The following is an 18,660-nucleotide window of genomic DNA, read 5'->3' on the forward strand; positions in this document are numbered from 1 at the left end:
TTTAACAATAAAGGGAGATAATATTATGAGTAATGACCCAGTCATTTTAAAAAGTAATAAATATGGATTAACTCTTCAATTGGATGCAACTATTCCATTTGAAGATCTTGTACGAGCTGTTTGCAAAAAGTTTGCTCAGTCTGCCGATTTCTTCGGTGAGACTGAGATGATTTTGGAGACTCAAGGTCGAGAGCTTACTGCCGAAGAGGGAATGGTTATTATTCAAGCTATTGAGCTTAATTCTAAAATCAAAATCATCCTTATTCATGAGAATAATGAGCTCAAGGATACAAGAATGATTGGTCAGATTGATAAATTCTATTCTGACGAGATTTTTGAAAATGCCAAAATCATTAGAGGCTCCGTTATGAAGAATGATTCTATCACTTCAGATTCAAGCCTTGTTATTCTTGGAGACGTTAAGTCTAAGGCATCAGTTCAGGCTAAGGGTAATATTATTGTCTTAGGTTCTTTGGAAGGCGCAGCTTATGCCGGATATCCAGATAATACTGGATGTTATATAGCAACTGGCCTTTTAGATAGCAACAACATTCAGATTGGTACTGTTAATGGCGCTATAAGAATTCAGGAGAAATGGTCTTTTAGAGTTCATAAGAAAGAGATAGAGCCTATGGGCGTATCAGTATGGAATAGAGAGCTCTTAGCTGAGCCTCTTAGCAGTGGATTACTTAGAAGGATTAAAAATTAATGTTTCACAATTATAAGTTTAAAAATCTCGATGTAAAGTTAATAATTGCTGTTATTACTCTTACCATCATTGGTATTTTCGTTATTGGTAGTGCAAATGAAGCAAATCAGCAAAAACAGATTTTAGGAATGATTTTGGGAATCTTTGTAATGGCTGGTATGGCGCTGTTAGACTATGATTTCCTGTTACATTTTCATTGGGTATATTATTTTCTTGTATTAGGCCTTTTGGCATCTGTTTTGCTTTTTGGTGAAAAATCAGGTGGTGCAACACGTTGGATTGATGTTGGTATCAGATTCCAACCTTCTGAGTTGGCTAAGATTTTGCTTATTCTGTTTTTTGCATGGTTCTTTATGATGCATGAAGAAGATATTAATAAGCCAAAAACTTTAGCTATAACTATTGTATTATCAATGTTTCCACTGCTTTTGATTGAAAAAGAACCAGATTTATCAACCACAATTGTCACAATGATGATTATTTGTGTTATGATATTTGTAACGGGAGTTAGTTACAAGTTAGTAGGAGCAATCTTAGGTGTTACAGTACCTGGTATTGCATTATTACTGTTTCTTGTAACAAGAGAAGGTCAGACGATTCTCGATGAATATCAAGGTCTTAGAATTCTTGCATGGCTCAAGCCTGATGAATATCCTGCAAGCTCATATCAGCAGCAGAATTCTATCATGGCCATTGGTTCAGGCCAGCTATTGGGAAAAGGTCTTGGAAATCAGGCGTTTGACTCGGTTAAAAACGGAAATTATATTTCTGAACCTCATACAGATTTTATTTTTGCCGTAGCGGGAGAAGAGTTAGGTTTTGTTGGTTCGGCACTTATAATAATACTTATATTTTTTATAACTATCGAAATACTAATGATAGCCAAGAACGCAAAGGACATTGCTGGCAAGCTTATCTGCATAGGTATGGCTGCTCTTATTGGATTTCAGAGCTTTGTTAATATTTGCGTTGTTACAGGCTTGATGCCAAATACAGGTTTGCCATTGCCATTTGTTAGTTATGGTTTGACCTCACTTGTGACGATTTATTTTGGTATAGGTATTGTTTTAAATGTAGGGCTTCAGTCCAAAAATAACAACGGGAGGCTTTTTTAAATGAATATTGGTTTGGTAGCACACGACTCTAAGAAGAAGCTTATGCAAAATTTCTGTATTGCTTACAGAGGTATCCTTAGCAAGAACGAAATTTTTGCAACAGGTACTACTGGAAGACTTGTAGAGGAAGTTACTAATCTTAGTGTACATAAATACTTAGCTGGACATTTAGGTGGCACACAGCAATTAGGTGCTCAGATTGAGCAGAATGAGATTGATTTGGTTATTTTCCTTAGAGATCCACTTACTGTTAAGTCTCATGAGCCTGATGTTAATAACATTGTTCGTATATGCGATGCTAATAACATCCCTCTTGCTACAAATTTAGCAACAGCTGAGTTACTTATTAAATCACTTGATAGAGGAGATCTTGAGTGGCGTGAGATGTATAAATAAATTATTAAGCTTTATACTGATTATTTGTATATCTTTACCATTTGTTGCATGTGGCAACACCACAGAATCGGTTACATCCTATCAGATGTATGATACTTCCTTTACATACGGTATCACACATAACGGTTCTACATCTAATGTTCAGTTATTTGCTAAGAATCTGTGTGTTGCCGGTACAGATGATTTAGGAACTTCAGCAGTAGATTCACAGGTGGCTGGTGCTGCAGGTGCTTTCAATACTACAGAGCAATCAGTGGTATATGCACAGTCATTACATGAAAAGATGTATCCTGCATCTACTACCAAGATTTTAACGGCTTATATAGCTTGTTTATATGGTAATTTAGATGATTATTATACGGTAAGCGCAAATGCAGTTGATCAAGCTAGCGATTCATCAGTTATCAATCTTAAAGAAGGGGATGTAATTTCCCTGAGAGATTTGCTATATGGTTTGATGCTTAGGTCTGGAAATGATGCTGCAGTTGCTATTGCTGAAGGTATCAGCGGCGATGTAGATACATTTGCGGCTCTTATGAATAGCACAGCCAAATCTCTTGGTGCAACAAATTCAAATTTTGTTACTCCTAATGGCTTGCATGATGAAAACCATTACACAACTGTTTATGATATGTATTTAATATTAAATGCAGCTATGGCTAATGAACAGTTCTATACTATTTTTACAGCAAGCACATACACGGCTAGCTATACAAGTGGTGGAGAAGCAAAGACTCAGGAGTGGAAGACCACAAATCAATACATTACTGGAAATGTAAATACACCTTCAGGCTTCACTATTTTAGGTGGTAAAACTGGTACAACAGGAGCTGCAGGCTATTGTTTGGTTCTTCTTTCAGAAAATGAAGACCACGACAAAATAATATCGATTGTTTTTAACGCAGATTGTCGTTCTAATTTATATCTGCTCATGAATGAAATACTTAGTAACTATTGCCTATAATTTGGCATTTAGTATTTAGGTTTTAACAGCATTATGTTAAAATTGATATAACTAAAAATTTAAGGGAGGTATTTTGACATGGTGGAAATTATTTCAGGCGAAAAGGGTAAAGGCAAGACAAAGTATTTACTTGACAAGGTTAACAGTGATGTCAAAAAGGTTGACGGATCTGTTGTTTACATTGACAAGAATACGAAGCACATGTACGAACTTGATTCGAAGATTCGATTGATAAACATGGGGGATTATCCAGTTGAATCTACAGATGAGTTTTTAGGTTTCCTTAGCGGAGTTTTATCTCAGAATGCGGATATTCAAGAAGTATTTCTTGATAGTTTTCTTACTGTTTCCTACGTTGATTCATCAGACGGTCTTAATGTAGCCCTTAATAAGCTTGATAAGATTTGCAACATGTATGATGTTAAATTCGTTTTATCAGTTAGTAAAAATGAAAAGGATTTGCCAGAAAATGCGAAAGGCAAAATCATTATCTCTTTATAATTTAATGAGTATATTAGGGCACGGTTTGCGTGCCCTATAATTATGTTAGACAATATATGAAAAGAAAAAAGAAAAATGATAACAAAATAATTAAATACCCAAAGCAATACCATTTTTCTATTGGTTTTATCGTCATAGGCGTAATGTTTATCTATATGATGTATCATTTATTTACTTATGTCACTGCAGATAACATTACTGTTTATGAGGTGTCACAGGGTTCTATATCTTCAAATCTAGAATATAATGCCCTTGCTATCAGACAAGAGCAGATTGTGTATGCGGATAATTCTGGAGATATTTTGTACCTTGCTGAAAATTTTGGTAAAGTTGGCTCAAAATCTCAGGTGTACGCGTTAGACACCACAGGTGAAATCTTATCCTCACTGGAGGATTCTGGTGATGATTCAGAGATTGTTTTAGATGAAGAAGATTATTCTAAGATTCAATCTACAGTTTCTAATTATTTAATTGATTATGACGGTATTAATTTTACTAAGACATATTCATTTAAAAATGACTTAGAATCTCAGGTTGAACAATTATATACAGTTTCGGCTATGGAATCTATGGGGGATTCACTGGACTCTGCAATAGCTTCTGGTTCCTTTAATATCTATAACAGTGCCACACCAGGCCTGGTGGTATATTCAATTGATGGAATGGAAGATTTAACAACTGATACATTTACTGCAGATTCTTTTGATACTTCAGAATATTCTACTGAAAATCTTAAAGCACAAGAATCTGTTGTTGTAGGTCAGCCTGTATATAAGCTTATTACATCAGATCATTGGAATTTAGTATTGGAAGTAGATGAGGATTTATATGATTCTCTGCAAGGAGAATCTTATTTAAAGATAAGGTTCTTAGAGGATGATACTGAAACCTGGACAAATCTTGAATTTCAGGAGAAAGCTGGAAAATATTATCTTGTTTTAACTTTAGATGATTCCATGGATCGCTTCGCTGATTCTCGTTATGTACATGTGAAGATTATTAATAACAATATTTCTGGCTTAAAGATTCCTAATTCGTCAATAGTTGAAAAAGAGTTCTATACAATACCAAAGGACTATATGATGCAGGGAAACAATACAGATGATGCTGGCTTTCTTCTTCAATCTGGTTCAGAAAATATGTATATTACTCCAACAATATATTATGAGTCTGATGAGTATTACTATATAGATGATGAAATTGTTACCAGAGGCGATAAGTTAATTAAGCCTAATTCTAATGAGCAGTATGTAGTTGGTTCTACCACTGATAAATTGGAAGGCGTATATAATGTCAATAAAGGCTATGCAGTATTTAAGCAGATAGAAATACTTTATCAGAATGATGATTATTCAATAATTAAAACCGGTACAAACTATGGTATATCCATGTATGATCATATTGTATTACAGGGCGATGAAGTAGAAGAAAATTCAATCATAAATTAATAAATATAATCTTGATTTAATTAAGGAGTTTTTGAATGAGAGAGCATGAATTAAAAGAGAATTTAACAAACGTAGAGGAAAGAGTTGCGGCTGCTTGCAAGAGAGCTGGAAGAGCAAGAGAGGAAGTTACTCTTATTGCAGTTAGTAAGACAAAGCCAGTAGAGGATTTGCAGGTGATTTATGACGCAGGTATTCGCAGCTTTGGTGAGAACAAAGTTCAGGAACTTACAGGAAAGATTCCTGAGATGCCAAATGATATTGATTGGCATTTAATTGGTCACCTCCAGCGTAATAAAGTTAAATATATTGTAGATAAGGTTAAGCTTATTCATTCTGTAGATAGTTACAGATTAGCTGAAGAGATTAATATTCAGGCTAAAAAACATGGAATAGTTGTACCAATTCTTATCGAAGTAAATGCAGCTAACGAAGCTACAAAGTTTGGTGTTAAGCTTGAAGAGACTTTACAGCTTTGTGAAGAAATCTCTCATTTGGAGAATGTTCACATCGAAGGATTAATGACTATAGCACCAAATGTAGTGGTTTCTGAAGAAAATCGACCAATTTTTAACAAAATAAAGGCTTTATCGGTTGACATAGCAAGTAAAAACCTTGATAATGTAGATATGAGAATTTTATCTATGGGAATGACAAATGATTTTGAGGTTGCCATAGAAGAAGGTGCTACTCATGTACGTGTAGGTACAGCAATCTTCGGTGAGAGAAACTATAATATTTAAATAAAGAGGAGTATGTTATGTTTGAAAGAATGCTTGACGCGATGCATCTTAGTGACGACTACGACGATTATGATGATGATGAATTATATGATGAGGAAGAGGATAAATCCTTCTTCAACAAATTCGGAAAGAATTCAGACGAAGAAAGACGTCCAGTTTTGAACAAGCCTTCTGAAAAAGAGACTAGAGCTGCTAAACCAGCTCCAAAGATTACACCTATGAGAAATAAAGGGAAAGGAACTGTTATGGAGGTTTGTGTTATTAAGCCATCTTCATTCGAGGATGCCAGAGAGATTTCTGAGACACTTTTAGCTGATAGAACCGTTTTACTTAATATGAAAGGTTTGGATTTAGGAGTTGCTCAGCGTATCATTGATTTCACATGCGGTACATGTTATGCAATCGATGGTAACCTTCAGAGAATCGAAGATTACATCTTCATTATCACACCTGCAGGAGTTGAGCTATCTGGTGATTTAGCAGGAATCGTTGATGCCTTTGACTTTACAGGAATTCAAACAGGCTTTTAAATTTTAAGCACCAGATTATCTGGTGCTTTTTTCTTTTGACTTATGTTGACTTGCTTTTGATCATTACGGGAGAATAAAATGCTTCAAGAATTACTAATCAATTACGAGAACAAGCCATGTTATAAAATTGTATTTAGACCAGATTTTTCTGATTTAATAAATGTATTTAACTCAGAAGTAAACCATCAATACGATAAGATTTGTATTGTTACAGATTCCAATGTAGCTAAGCTATATTTACATGAAATTATATCAAGATTTAAGAATACCGAATCGGAAGTATACTCATTTAGCTTTGATGCAGGAGAAGAATCTAAGAATCTTAGTGTTGTTAATTTATTATATCAGCATTTAATAAACCATAAATTTACTAGAAACTCACTACTTGTTGCTTTGGGTGGCGGTGTTGTTGGTGATTTAACAGGCTTTGCTGCGGCTACTTTTTTAAGAGGCATTGATTTTATTCAAGTTCCTACTACATTGCTTTCTCAAGTTGATAGTTCTGTAGGCGGCAAAACAGGTGTTGACTTCAACCAATATAAAAACATGGTTGGTGCGTTCTATATGCCAAAGCTTGTTTATATGAATATTGGTTCTTTAAATACACTGGATGATAATAACTTTATTTGTGGTATGGGTGAAGTTGTTAAGAGTGCTCTTATTGCTGATAAGGATTTCTATAATTGGCTTAAGACTAATTCTACTTTGTTAAAAGAGCGCAATTATGATGCCTTGGCATATGCTGTTGGAAAGTGCTGTGGAATAAAAGGCCATGTAGTTGAAATTGATCCAAAGGAAAAAGGTATCAGAGCGTACCTTAATTTTGGTCATACCATTGGCCATGCTATTGAGAAGCTTAAGAATTTTACATTGGGACACGGACAGTGTGTTGGACTTGGAATGGTCTCAGCAATTTATTTATCTAACAAATTATCTTACATATCGGATGATGAGGTTTCTGATATTATTGAGACTTTGAAGGAGTTTGATATTCCTGTTAGTGTAGATGGTTTGAATCCGACAGAAGTTCTTGCAGCTACCAAGTCAGATAAAAAAATGACTGGGAACAAGATTAAATTTACTATATTAAAGGCGGTAGGTCAGGCCGATTCATATTTGGATTTTTCCGATGAAGATTTGCTTTGGGCTATAGATAAGGTGCTAGTTTAATGTTTTACAAATATAAAAAATCAGTTTCATTGCTTTATAGTTTAATACTTACAGTTTTACTTATTGCTCTTGATCAGTTTACTAAGGTTTTGGCTGTGAGACATCTTATGAATAAAGCAGATATAATTCTTATTCCAAATGTATTGCAGCTGCATTATTTGGAGAATACAGGCGCGGCTTTTTCTATTTTAGAGGGAAAGCAGATTGTATTTGCAATTATTACACCGATTCTTCTAGTGGCTCTTTGCTATATTTTGGTAAAGATGCCTCAGACTAAGAAATACCAGGCTTTAGATTATATTATTGTGTTTTTGATTGCAGGAGCTATAGGCAATTATATCGATAGAATCATGAACAACTATGTTGTTGATTTTATTTATTTTTCGCTTATCAATTTTCCTGTATTTAATGTTGCAGATTGCTACGTTACAGTTTCTGTTATTTTACTGTTAATTCTTATTATGTGGTATTATACAGATGAAGATTTAGATGATATTAAAAAAGGATTAAAGATTACAAAGAATGGATGAATTTACTTTATCAATTGAGGATTCTGCAGATTGTGGAGTCAGAATAGATAAATATTTAGCTCAAGCATTACCTGAGAAATCACGAAGCTACTATCAAAAAGCTATTGATAGTGGCTTTGTTTTAGTCAATGGAAAACAGGTAAAATCTAAATATCAGACCAAACTTGGTGACGATATTGTTGTAAGTATAGAGCCGGTAAAAGAGATTGATATTGTGCCAGAGGATATTCCTATTGAAATCCTTTACGAGGATCAGGATGTAATTGTTGTTAATAAACCTAAGGGAATGGTTGTGCATCCAGCTCCAGGTCATTATTCTGGTACACTTGTCAATGCGCTTATGTATCATTGCAAAGATTCATTATCTGGAATTAATGGAGAAATTAGACCAGGAATTGTACATAGAATCGATATGAATACTACAGGGTCTCTATTAGTATGCAAAAACGATAAGGCTCATAATGATATTGCTGCTCAAATTAAAGTGCATTCAGTTAATCGTATATATAAGGGAATCGTTATTGGGAATTTTAAAGAGGACGAAGGCACTGTAAATGCTAGAATTGGCCGAAATCCGAAAGATAGAAAGAAAATGGCTGTAGTAAGCGATGGCCGAGAGGCAATCACTCATTTCAAGGTTTTAGAGCAATATAAAGGCTATTCTTATGTACAGTTTAAGCTAGAAACCGGAAGAACCCATCAGATTCGTGTTCACATGGCTCATATAGGCCATCCTTTGCTTGGGGATGATGTTTATGGAAAGCCAGTTAAGAATCTTCAGGGCCAAACGCTTCATGCTCAAACAATTGGATTTGTTCAGCCTACTACTGGAGAATATGTTGAAGTAGATGCTCCGTTGCCTGCTTATTTTGAAGATTTACTTAATAAATATAGAAAAATGGTATAGGAATTTCCTATACCATTTTTTATGTATCTTTTCTTCGGAAATCTACTGCGTTACGGGCCTGTCGTTTGTGCTCATCTTCAATAGCAGCATAGTAGTCGATAGTTGTATTAATGTTTTCGTGGCCTAATACATCAGCTACAAGCCTGATATCGCCGGTTTCACGATAGAGGGCAGTGCCATAGGTGCTTCGTAGCTTATGAGGCGTGATTTTTTTGTTTGGAACCACAATTTTAGCGTATTTTTTAACAAGATTTTCAATTGCATCTACACTAATTCTTTTTCCTTGAAGGGAATAGAAGAGAGCAGTTTCATGGCCTTCTATAGGATTTATATATTGGCGTTCGCCATTTATATAGTCTTTTAGAACGTCTGCAACCTCCTGATTGAAGTAGATAACGTCCTGTCCGCCTCCCTTTCGAACGATTGTTAAAGAATTAACATGAAAATCTACATCATTTAAATCCAGGCCATTACATTCGCTGACACGTATTCCAGTATTTAGCATCAAAGTAAGGATTGCAAGGTCGCGGCCACGTGTTTTTTGATTATACATGCGTTGTCGCTCAGATGTATAGGCGGTTCCGTTATCAATGGCGTCTAGAATTGCTTGAACCTCATAATTGTTCATTCTAATGATGTTTTTGTCTTTTTTGAGCTTTGGCAATTCAACTGTAGCCGTTGGATCATCGTCAATATTGTGTCTGGTATAGTGATACTTGAACATACCACGTAATGGAGACATTTTACGAGCGATTGCTTTTTTATCATTTTCGTGTTGTTCACCTACAACATTTAATTCTAAGTAACGTTGGTACTCAATAATATCATCAGCAGTAATTTTATTTAAAACGCCGTAATCAATTTTTTTGAGGTCTGAACCATCAATTGTAGGGTTGGAGGCTCCTAAAAATCGAAAAAAAGTTAATAGATCATAGGAATATGAAATTAAGGTGCTAGGCTGAGTTGTATGTTCCTTAGAATAAATATAATCAGCAGCACACTTAGGAAGCTGTGAGATTAACTCACGTAATTTGATTTTTTGATTCTTTGTTTTGTCTTTATAGAACTGTGAATCTTTACCCATATTATAAATCCTCCCAAAAATTTGAAAAACAGGGGATAGATAGAAATGCCGTGTTTTCGGGCTTTTTAATACTATCTATCGGATAAACAGATATTTATCCGATAGATATATTTTACTCTCTTCTGCGATTTTTATCAAGAGTAATGTGAATTCTAAGAGTAACTTTTTTATGTAAATGCAAATTTCTTAAACTTAATGCAACATTATAGAGGTAAAAGCAAAACATACATTACTGTTGCATTTAGTTCTGGAAATAATATGCATAAATAAAGGAGCTAAACCAGCTCCTTATAGTATGTTTATTTAGTTAGACAAACTTGAATTTGTGCGATTAACTTCCGGTTTTTTCTTCAATCAAGGATTATGTATTACATTTCTCTTTCCACTATTGGCAGTTCCTCTTACTTCTTCGTGGTAAAAGTAATCTACGATTGTTGGATGTCCTTTCTCTACTCTCTCATACGGAGTTTCATTATCAACAAACCTGCAATCATACTTTTTAGCCAGCTCTTCTGCTTTCTTTTCCAGCGCTTCAAAATAGCTGCGGTTCTTTTTGTTATAGATTTCGTCATACAGTGGCACCAGATCCGGATGTTTATCGGAAATGTATTTCATGATATCTGCCTTAAACCCTCCGCGAAGATTCAGATTCTCAAGCCATACAAGGTCACACTGATCTTTTGTCCTGTCTATGATTGCCTCTATATCCGTAATCCCCGGGAACACTGGTGAAATGAAGCAAATTGTACGAATGCCTGCCGCATATACCTCTTTCATTGCAGCAAGCCTTCTTTCTATGCTTACTGCCGCATCCATATCATCTTTAAACTCTTCATCGAGAGTATTGATTGACCATGATACTGTAAGTCTATTATTTTCATTGATCTCTTTTAGCAGATCCAGATCTCTAAGTACAAGGTCTGACTTTGTGCAGATAAGTATGTCCGCACCACTGTCCTTTAGTTCCTCCAGAAGTCTTCTTGTATTTTTATATGTTTCCTCTAGCGGATTATAACCATCCGTAACTGTTCCAATAATCACCTTCTGGCCGGCATACTTCTTTGGATTCTTTATTTTAGGCCAGTCTTTCACATCCATGAAGGTTCCCCATTCCTCCGTATGCCCTGTAAAGCGTTTCATAAAAGATGCGTAGCAGTATTTACAGGCATGGGGACACCCCACATAGGGATTCACCGAATATCCTCCAATAGGAGTATTCGATTTTGTCATTACACTTTTTGTTTCTATATGATTTACTTTGATTTCTGGTTGTTCCATATTCTCTGTTCCTCCAGCACTTTGTTAAAAGCATCCGGCATTTCCTGTATCATTTCTTCTCCCATAATCGGAACAAGGTCTTCTTTCCAGAATACAGGAATGTTCAGTTCATGAGCCTGTTCTGTCAATGAATAAACCCACCCGGGATCTGTTTTAACAGTCCTGCTCTTTGCACCTGTCATAGTTCCCACCACAATCCAGTCAATGCCTGTAAGATCAACCTTACCCGGATCATCGAACAAAGGCTCAAAGGTCACATGATAATGCTTTGCCCTTACATTGCTCCGCAGTGCATCAATACGCCATAACTCAGATTTTCTCGTAACTGTAACGCCAAACCATGCATTATCAAGATCTGTTTCAAAAGACAGAAGATCCGGTCGTTTGGTAAGAAAAAGAAACTGGTGCTGAGGATTCTCTGCTATCTTTTTAAAGACTTCCTCTCTCCATTCCTCATGCCAGCCCGAGAAATCGCTCATACCGGTCAGCAGAAAATTCTGCGGCTTTTTCTTTTCCATCATACGAAGCTTGCCTTGAAAAAACTGTGGCTTTTCAAAATCATCTATAATGTGATAACGCCTCGTATTGTTTCTGGCATAGCAGTACGGACATCCAACAGTGCACCCTATAACAAGATTCATGTTCTGAATCTGATCTTTAATACAAATACTCATAGCTCTCCACATAAAAAGTTATGGACATCTGCTTGCAGAAATGCCCACAACTTTAAAACTCATACTTACTCGATTACTGCATCGTCGGCGGTATACGCTACAAGAGAACCTGCCTTCACCTGGATACAGGCATAGCTGATCTCAGAATCATTTGCCGCGAAGAACTGTCTTTTCCCATCCGGCGCAATACGCACGATATCACCGGCAGAAAGCTCTATATCCTCACCGTCAACTACCGCTTTTCCCTTGCCGGAAAGAATGATGTAAATCTCTTCATTGGTCTTATGATAATGAACAAAAGGAACACTCGCACCTGCCGGAAGATGGTTGATGCTGATCTCAGCCCCTGTAAGTCCCAGCTTATCATGTAGTTCAGTTCTCGGATTGCTTGCAACACTTACCTTACTATAGTTAGACATTTCTGATACCTCCATTTGTTGTGATATTGATTGATACAACAGAAGTGTACCACCACCCCGTTGTGACGTCAAGTGTTACAACAAAACTTTTTAAAATTCTATCAGCTTGTTCGCATCCGCCATTACATCAGCTATGGTTATTCGCCGCATTTTATCTTCCATGGCATTCTGTATTTCTTCAAGCCTGTGATCCATGATCCTGTGAATGTTCCGTCCCACAGGGCATAACTCATTCGGATTCTCATGGAAATGAAACAACTGTCCATTTTCGACAGGCTCCACGGCATTGTAAACATCCAGAAGCGTTATCTCCGTCAAGGATTTCTCTATATCGGCACCGCCGCTTCCCCGCTTCACTGTTACAATCTCCGCCTTCTTCAGCTGCTGCAAGAGTCTTCTGATTACCGTCGGATTTACATTTGCGCTGGACGCAAGAAATTCACTGGTGATTTTATGGTCATTCTTAAATGTTTCAATTGCTATAAGCACATGAACCGCTATTGTAAATCTGCTTGAAATCTGCATTCTGACACCTCCATCGACTCTATCTTAAATCATTTTCGTTGTAGTTACAATAGTCACAACAAGATACTATTTTTCCGTTCCTGTCAACTAAAAAAGATTTGATTATATTAAGCCCTATAATACTATTCTCATAGATACCGTTCCATTTTCACAGCCTAATTCCTCAAACTCCATACGCTTATATAATTCATAGGCTGTTTTCATTACTTCTGGTTTAGTAGTAAATGTCAGTTGGTCATACCCAAGCATTCGCGACTTTTCTATCATGGAATTAAGTAGAACTCTTGCATACCCTTTCCCACGAAACTCTGGTTTAATAAACAATCGTTTTCCTTCGCAGGTTGTGACATCTACTTTTTTTATAGCTATACAGCCTGCAGGTTTACCATTTTCATAACCAACGAGAATTGCTCCACCCTTGTAAAAATTATTTAAATCGGCCAATTCTTTATCAAAAGAAACAAAGCATCCCTCGGCACCTTTTATCTGAGAATACTCAATGAATAATGCTTTTGCCACATCAATATCATTACATTCTTTTACCTCAAAAGTTCCCTATTGGCATATCGTTAAGTCCAAATTGTTCCATTATGATAGGGATAAACTCTTCACCAATGTTTATATTCATATATAGTAAAGGCTTGCCTTTATTACTAAATTCCAATCGTCCTCGTGGATAATAATAATATGGTTTGTTACATTTTTTCGGTTTCACATAATCCCATAATAACTTATGATTATAGTTATTTCCTGACTTTGCCACACCAAAATTTATATTGCTATCAAAAGGAACAGCAAGTATTTCACCTTCAATAAGCCAAAACACACCTCGAATATAGTCACTCATAGATTTCTCCGTATTTGACAATTCTCAAATAACCAAAGTGCTTTCTAACATTTCAATTACTTTTCTATAATAAAAGAAGCAATGTGCTGTTTTTAGCACATTGCTCTTTGCATTCAAAGTCGCCATTCGTAGAACATCTTCAAAATCTTCTATACTTGGTCTTTTTACATCCCTTAAGGGATAATAGTCCTTTAGATTATATGATTCCTCTAAGACCATATTTTTTTGGCTAAATCTCTGATTTCAATCCTCTGTATTTTTCTACCGCCTTTATAAACTCTGATCTGAAATAGACTTTAAGCCAGGCCATTTCATATATCATCAGCGAAAAAGACGCAACATGGGATTTATTAAAGCAGTATCTCGCTTCATCCCATAGCACTTCATATATTGCATTTGCAACAGGTGCATCTATACCAGTTTTCTCTTTTGCCCCATTCATAAAGTCCACTCTCATATCCTCAACAGCAAGATGGTGCCTCTTAGATAGTAATCTACGACATAGGTCACTTTTTTCAGGTGAGAATCCCCCTATATCCTGTAATATCCGCATGACCTGTTCCTGATAAATCACACAGCCATAGGTTGTGAGCAAGATTGGTTCAAGCTCCGAGCATTCATAGGTGATGAATTGCTGATTCTTTATGTTATGCAGATACTTCACTACATGCTCTTCAGGCAAGAACCTATCCAAGCTTATTGCTGCCATGAGCTCATCCATTGTTTTAGGCCGTATTGTTTCGAACAAAGTAACGTCCTCAGTAACCAAGGGTTCATGATATTCATGCCAGTTACCATTATCATCAGGACGCCAGCATGTTAAATATGTATGCGGGTCACATCTGTCAAAATAGAGGATTCCCTCTGTTTCATCTGAAGCCAGAAGCTCAAACACAGCTGGATCGTTTTTATCAATTCCTGCTATTTCTATTCTCTGCCCTTTGCCACTTGATATATTATCGATGGCATCTTTGATAATTGATAGTTCCACGCATTCATTAATACTAATGTCCAGCATTTTCAAAAGCCCAGGCATTCCGCTTCCATACTTTTCAGAAAGATATTCAAATATTAAGAACCTGCCGCCTCTCTGCACATCAATCCTAATGCAGTAAGACGGAGTTTCTCTTTCAATGTTTAAGTAGCGCTCAAAAGAAAGGTTCTCTTCTATTGGATCTACTCTTGTTATTCCAAGGCAATATGCCACAAGACACCCTGGTAGAGCGCCACTCCCAGGAGATATCATTAAATTCTTTGATCTCGCATATTTGATGAAGTCTTGAATAATAAGGAATCCACCAACCATTCCTTTTTGTTTTATGATTTCTATCTCGTGTGTCAAGCGAGTATATACATCTGCAGATGCATCCGGGTATCGCTCGGAAATACCTCGCCGGCATAGGTCTTTCAATACATCCAATGCTGTTATATCATCTAGTACTAAGCTGCTCAACAACCCATCCTCACAAAGACCAGAAAAATACGAAATAGGGTCCTGAATTGTTATACCGACGTCATGGCCATCATAAATTGAAGTGTCAGTCACTTTCAAACTTGTTCTTCCTTCGTCAGTAACCCTTTGAGTTGTCACGATATATTTCTTATACTCTTCGCCGAATTTGTACTCTTCCGCCAAAACTATGTCCTTCGCCTCTTTAATCATTATCAGCTTTCCTTTCTGTTCATTTATGCAATAATAAAAAAAGCAATGCGCTTTTTTTAGCACATTGCTCTTTTAGCTACTCCTATTTCTTAATCAAAAGGTTTAATGGTAAATTCGTTTATATTATTTTTCTTTGCATAATCAATAACAAATACCGTTATATGTTCAGTTATTTCTAGCCAATCAGCATCCTTTTTTTTTCTTAATTGGACAATTGTATTATATTGGTTACTGTCTCTAAATACAGCAATTGCAGGTTTAAATTCTAATAATCTATCCACTACCGAATAAGTAAGTATTTCTGAAACCATACGGCTTATAGTCTCTTTACTGTTAGATGGTTTCACTTCCGCACCGTACACTACATTATCATAGTTTAAAACCAAATCAATACCTCCAATTCCTGGAATATCATATCTTGAAGGATATTCAAACTCCTCAATAGATATTGTCCCAACATTTTTCCAGCGTGGTAAATTGCAATTTGTACAATTCTTTGGATAATCTTTGTTGAAATAAAACATGCAATGACATATTTGTTTTTCCCCTCCGCTTCGTGGAGTATCTTTAAAACCTTTGCAACTAGTGTGTTCTGGTTTTAATTCTTTACCTTTCCTGGCATTAGGATCCACTAAAAAATCAGATAATACTTTCGTGTCCATAACACCATTTTTATATGCTTCCTTACATTTTTCAGCTATTTCTTTTAAATATTTTTTTTCCTTTTGCAACGTATCTTCCAAATGCTTACATTGATTCTTTAATGCACGTTTGTTTTTATAGTGCTCTATTTTAATCATATTAAACGCCTCATCTTCTACATTTTACACTTCTATTTCTTTTCCGTCCTGTGTATGTACCAGGCTTGTAGAACTTTGTATTATAAGTTTCTCCTCTCCACTATCAGTTGCAGATGTATGATGAATCAACAACTTCTCCGGCTTTACTATATCAATCGCCCGCTCCAAATCTTCCTGCGTCACATGCCCTGAAACATGTGCCCTTATCAGATTGTCACCAGCATAGTCAACCAGAGTCTTTACATCTGAAAGTTTATTAATATATCCACTCCACATAGAATAGATTAAACATGTGTCTTCTGGGTGTCTTTCAAAAAAATCTTTTACAATTAATTGAAAAGAATGATTACTTCTAACAACCCTTCCAAAGCCGGCCTTCTCAGCCTTTTCTAATACATATTCACTATCGTATAGTACTTTGTTAGATTTGAATTCTTCATCTCTATCCTCATCATATACCTGCATCAAACCGTATTGGTACCTGTCAGTTATCATATAACTTCCAGAAGGTACACATCTAGAAAATGAAGCTATTCTATCCAGTTGTGATGATGATGCCAATAAGAAAACATATTTATACTTTTTAAATGCCTCTACAAAAGCTGGTACTAAAGCCTGCTCCGTAAGATATGGCACATTCAACGAGGTTTCTTTAGAAATATTTGTCCCTTCTGTAATCATTAAATCAATATGTCCAAGATTCATTAATGAAGCCTCTACTTTATCCTTATAGAAACCGTGCAAACGATAATCACCAGTAATAAGAATTCTTTTACCATATGCTTCTATTAAGAACATTACTGAGTTAGCCGCAGAATGGTCTGATTCTAACGCCGTTATAGTGAACTCTTTAATCCTAATAGGCTTACCAATTTCAATCTCATTAACATTATCTGCCCATACTGCTCCCACTACGCCTTTTTTATAATCCTGTTGAAGCTCAAGAATTTTCCGAGCATGCTTTTCCATATAGACTGGAATCGCTACGTCAACAAAATCAACCTCACCGATATGGTCCCCGTGATAGTGCGTGAGAAAGATACCGTCGCAATTGGTAGTGCCAGTAGTAACACCATCTATATCAAGTCTAGCTTGATCACCTTCTCCTTCTAGTGGAGCGCCTATATCAAACAGTAGCCTCGTATTATCTGTAAATACTTCAGTGCACACACCACCTATCTGCTTAGCACCTCTATGTATCCTAACTTTTACAGTTTCATCTGTTCTCATATGCTATCTCCTGTCTTTGGCGATACTTCTTTTCTATTTCCTTGCACGCATTTTTAATACGTTCTCGCATACTCTCAGGTTCAAGTACCTCTATATTCAAGCCATATTGCATAGCCCAATAGAAAAATGTATCCGGATTGCATTTTAAACTGACAATAATCTCATTGTCGCCTTCTGGAATAACTCTAAAATCTTTTCCAAAGCTATCCACCAAGTTATCCATCAGATTTTCATGAGCTTTTAGCTTAATATGAATACTATCCCCAGAATACATATAAAAATGCTCTGCTAAGTGTTCTTTCAGATTAAGACCATTTTCATATCCTTTAATACTTTTAATTGGCTTAGCTTTTTCCTTTAGTATCTCTACATCTGTGATTCTATCCAATCTGTAATGAGATAAATCTTCATACTCCGCATTATTGGCTATAAGATAGTATTTCCCTCTATTGCTAACCATCTGATACGGACTTACAACATATTTAAAATCCCGCTTTGGATGAAGTTTGAAGTCTATTCCATATTGCAAATACGAAAAGGATATCTGCCGACCCTTTGAAATAGCCTCATCAATAACCGCTATAGAATTCATCACCTTTTGGTTATCCGCATTCTTTCCACTGGAAGTACTATGAATATGCGATACATGCGCTTTAAAGTATTTATTAGAATAACGTTCTAGCTTCTTTACAAGTGAATGGGCAGCTTTGTCAGAAATGGCGCCGGAAGTAAAAATACTATCTATCAAAAGACGCAATTCTGCGTCTGTAAAATCTCTAGTATTCAAATAATATCCCTGTTTTGCCACGATATCATAGCCCATCTCTTGAAGGCTTACTATATTATTCTTGACAGCTCTTCTTTCACAATCCATTCCATAATTGGACTTAAGCAAATCAATAATATCCTGTTGTAGAAGCCTATGCTCACTATCTGAATACTCTCGGAGTATATCCAATATAAGCATATTCAGCATTTTCTTTGTTCCAGTTCCATACATAGCCTTGTCTCCTCGTCAAATTTTATCTACTTAGGATAATAACATTAATCTATGTGCATTTTATGGCACATAGATATCCTGAAATAATTCTATCTTGGATTACTCACAGAACTATCATCGCATTCATTTT

General features: G+C 36.0%; 22 protein-coding genes. 11 read left to right on the forward strand and 11 right to left on the reverse strand.

Annotated elements, in window-relative coordinates; genetic code table 11:
• The first annotated feature begins 25 nt into the window (after window positions 1-25).
• The 11 genes from T375_RS02330 (at window position 26) to T375_RS02380 (ending at window position 9,010) form a co-directional block, all read left to right on the forward strand.
• The gene (locus T375_RS02330; protein WP_049960248.1) at window positions 26-709 is read left to right on the forward strand and encodes a septum site-determining protein MinC; all 684 of its coding nucleotides are present in this window, start codon (window positions 26-28) and stop codon (window positions 707-709) included.
• The gene (locus T375_RS02335; protein ID WP_044934375.1) at window positions 709-1,824 is read left to right on the forward strand and encodes an FtsW/RodA/SpoVE family cell cycle protein; all 1,116 of its coding nucleotides are present in this window, start codon (window positions 709-711) and stop codon (window positions 1,822-1,824) included. Before T375_RS02330 ends, T375_RS02335 begins: the two co-directional genes overlap by 1 nt.
• On the forward strand, window positions 1,825-2,220 hold the full coding sequence (locus T375_RS02340) for a methylglyoxal synthase (RefSeq protein ID WP_028236218.1): 396 nt from the start codon (window positions 1,825-1,827) through the stop codon (window positions 2,218-2,220).
• Window positions 2,204-3,184 (forward strand): D-alanyl-D-alanine carboxypeptidase family protein, encoded by a 981-nt coding sequence (locus tag T375_RS02345; protein WP_155952399.1) that lies wholly within the window; start codon window positions 2,204-2,206, stop codon window positions 3,182-3,184. Before T375_RS02340 ends, T375_RS02345 begins: the two co-directional genes overlap by 17 nt.
• A gap of 78 nt (window positions 3,185-3,262) precedes the next feature.
• On the forward strand, window positions 3,263-3,685 hold the full coding sequence (locus tag T375_RS02350; protein ID WP_044934379.1) for a cupin domain-containing protein: 423 nt from the start codon (window positions 3,263-3,265) through the stop codon (window positions 3,683-3,685).
• Between the two features lie 56 nt (window positions 3,686-3,741).
• Complete coding sequence (locus T375_RS02355; RefSeq protein WP_044934382.1) at window positions 3,742-5,133, forward strand: biotin/lipoyl attachment domain-containing protein; 1,392 nt, start codon at window positions 3,742-3,744, stop codon at window positions 5,131-5,133.
• A gap of 35 nt (window positions 5,134-5,168) precedes the next feature.
• Window positions 5,169-5,873, forward strand: coding sequence for a YggS family pyridoxal phosphate-dependent enzyme (locus T375_RS02360; RefSeq protein WP_044934383.1), 705 nt, complete (start codon window positions 5,169-5,171; stop codon window positions 5,871-5,873).
• 17 nt (window positions 5,874-5,890) lie between these two features.
• Window positions 5,891-6,403, forward strand: coding sequence for a cell division protein SepF (locus T375_RS02365; protein ID WP_033154092.1), 513 nt, complete (start codon window positions 5,891-5,893; stop codon window positions 6,401-6,403).
• 78 nt (window positions 6,404-6,481) lie between these two features.
• Complete coding sequence (gene aroB / locus T375_RS02370; RefSeq protein WP_044934387.1) at window positions 6,482-7,573, forward strand: 3-dehydroquinate synthase; 1,092 nt, start codon at window positions 6,482-6,484, stop codon at window positions 7,571-7,573.
• Entirely contained in the window at window positions 7,573-8,103 is a 531-nt protein-coding gene (lspA, locus tag T375_RS02375; RefSeq protein WP_044934390.1) for a signal peptidase II, read from the forward strand. The genes aroB and lspA overlap by 1 nt, the downstream gene beginning before the upstream one ends.
• The gene (locus tag T375_RS02380) at window positions 8,096-9,010 is read left to right on the forward strand and encodes an RluA family pseudouridine synthase (protein WP_044934392.1); all 915 of its coding nucleotides are present in this window, start codon (window positions 8,096-8,098) and stop codon (window positions 9,008-9,010) included. The genes lspA and T375_RS02380 overlap by 8 nt, the downstream gene beginning before the upstream one ends.
• 19 nt (window positions 9,011-9,029) lie before the next feature.
• On the opposite strand, the gene T375_RS02385 is transcribed toward T375_RS02380, so the two are convergent.
• From T375_RS02385 to T375_RS02440, 11 genes are all read right to left on the reverse strand, one after another.
• Entirely contained in the window at window positions 9,030-10,094 is a 1,065-nt protein-coding gene (locus tag T375_RS02385) for a tyrosine-type recombinase/integrase (protein WP_044934396.1), read from the reverse strand.
• Between the two features lie 354 nt (window positions 10,095-10,448).
• Window positions 10,449-11,372 carry a radical SAM mobile pair protein B gene (locus T375_RS02390; protein ID WP_044934398.1) on the reverse strand — a complete coding sequence of 308 codons (924 nt, stop codon included), beginning with the start codon at window positions 11,370-11,372 and terminating at the stop codon, window positions 10,449-10,451.
• Window positions 11,348-12,046, reverse strand: coding sequence for a radical SAM mobile pair protein A (locus T375_RS02395; RefSeq protein ID WP_044934401.1), 699 nt, complete (start codon window positions 12,044-12,046; stop codon window positions 11,348-11,350). The genes T375_RS02390 and T375_RS02395 overlap by 25 nt, the downstream gene beginning before the upstream one ends.
• A gap of 65 nt (window positions 12,047-12,111) precedes the next feature.
• The gene (locus T375_RS02400) at window positions 12,112-12,465 is read right to left on the reverse strand and encodes a cupin domain-containing protein (RefSeq protein ID WP_044934403.1); all 354 of its coding nucleotides are present in this window, start codon (window positions 12,463-12,465) and stop codon (window positions 12,112-12,114) included.
• A 90-nt stretch (window positions 12,466-12,555) separates the two neighbouring features.
• Complete coding sequence (locus tag T375_RS02405; RefSeq protein WP_029070341.1) at window positions 12,556-12,990, reverse strand: Rrf2 family transcriptional regulator; 435 nt, start codon at window positions 12,988-12,990, stop codon at window positions 12,556-12,558.
• 114 nt (window positions 12,991-13,104) lie between these two features.
• Window positions 13,105-13,509 (reverse strand): GNAT family N-acetyltransferase, encoded by a 405-nt coding sequence (locus T375_RS02410; protein ID WP_049960249.1) that lies wholly within the window; start codon window positions 13,507-13,509, stop codon window positions 13,105-13,107.
• 25 nt (window positions 13,510-13,534) lie between these two features.
• A complete protein-coding gene (locus T375_RS02415; protein WP_044934412.1) occupies window positions 13,535-13,837 on the reverse strand; it encodes a hypothetical protein in 303 nt (100 codons plus the stop codon).
• A gap of 229 nt (window positions 13,838-14,066) precedes the next feature.
• Window positions 14,067-15,500 carry a DNA polymerase III subunit alpha gene (locus tag T375_RS02425; RefSeq protein ID WP_044934419.1) on the reverse strand — a complete coding sequence of 478 codons (1,434 nt, stop codon included), beginning with the start codon at window positions 15,498-15,500 and terminating at the stop codon, window positions 14,067-14,069.
• Window positions 15,501-15,589: 89 nt separating this feature from the next.
• Window positions 15,590-16,300, reverse strand: coding sequence for a hypothetical protein (locus tag T375_RS02430; RefSeq protein WP_044934422.1), 711 nt, complete (start codon window positions 16,298-16,300; stop codon window positions 15,590-15,592).
• Window positions 16,301-16,324: 24 nt separating this feature from the next.
• On the reverse strand, window positions 16,325-17,530 hold the full coding sequence (locus T375_RS02435) for an MBL fold metallo-hydrolase (protein ID WP_044934426.1): 1,206 nt from the start codon (window positions 17,528-17,530) through the stop codon (window positions 16,325-16,327).
• A complete protein-coding gene (locus T375_RS02440) occupies window positions 17,517-18,530 on the reverse strand; it encodes a helix-turn-helix transcriptional regulator (RefSeq protein WP_044934428.1) in 1,014 nt (337 codons plus the stop codon). The genes T375_RS02435 and T375_RS02440 overlap by 14 nt, the downstream gene beginning before the upstream one ends.
• Window positions 18,531-18,660: the final 130 nt, after the last annotated feature.

It is taken from the genome of Pseudobutyrivibrio sp. LB2011 (assembly GCF_000701765.1).
Classification (GTDB): domain Bacteria; phylum Bacillota; class Clostridia; order Lachnospirales; family Lachnospiraceae; genus Pseudobutyrivibrio; species Pseudobutyrivibrio ruminis.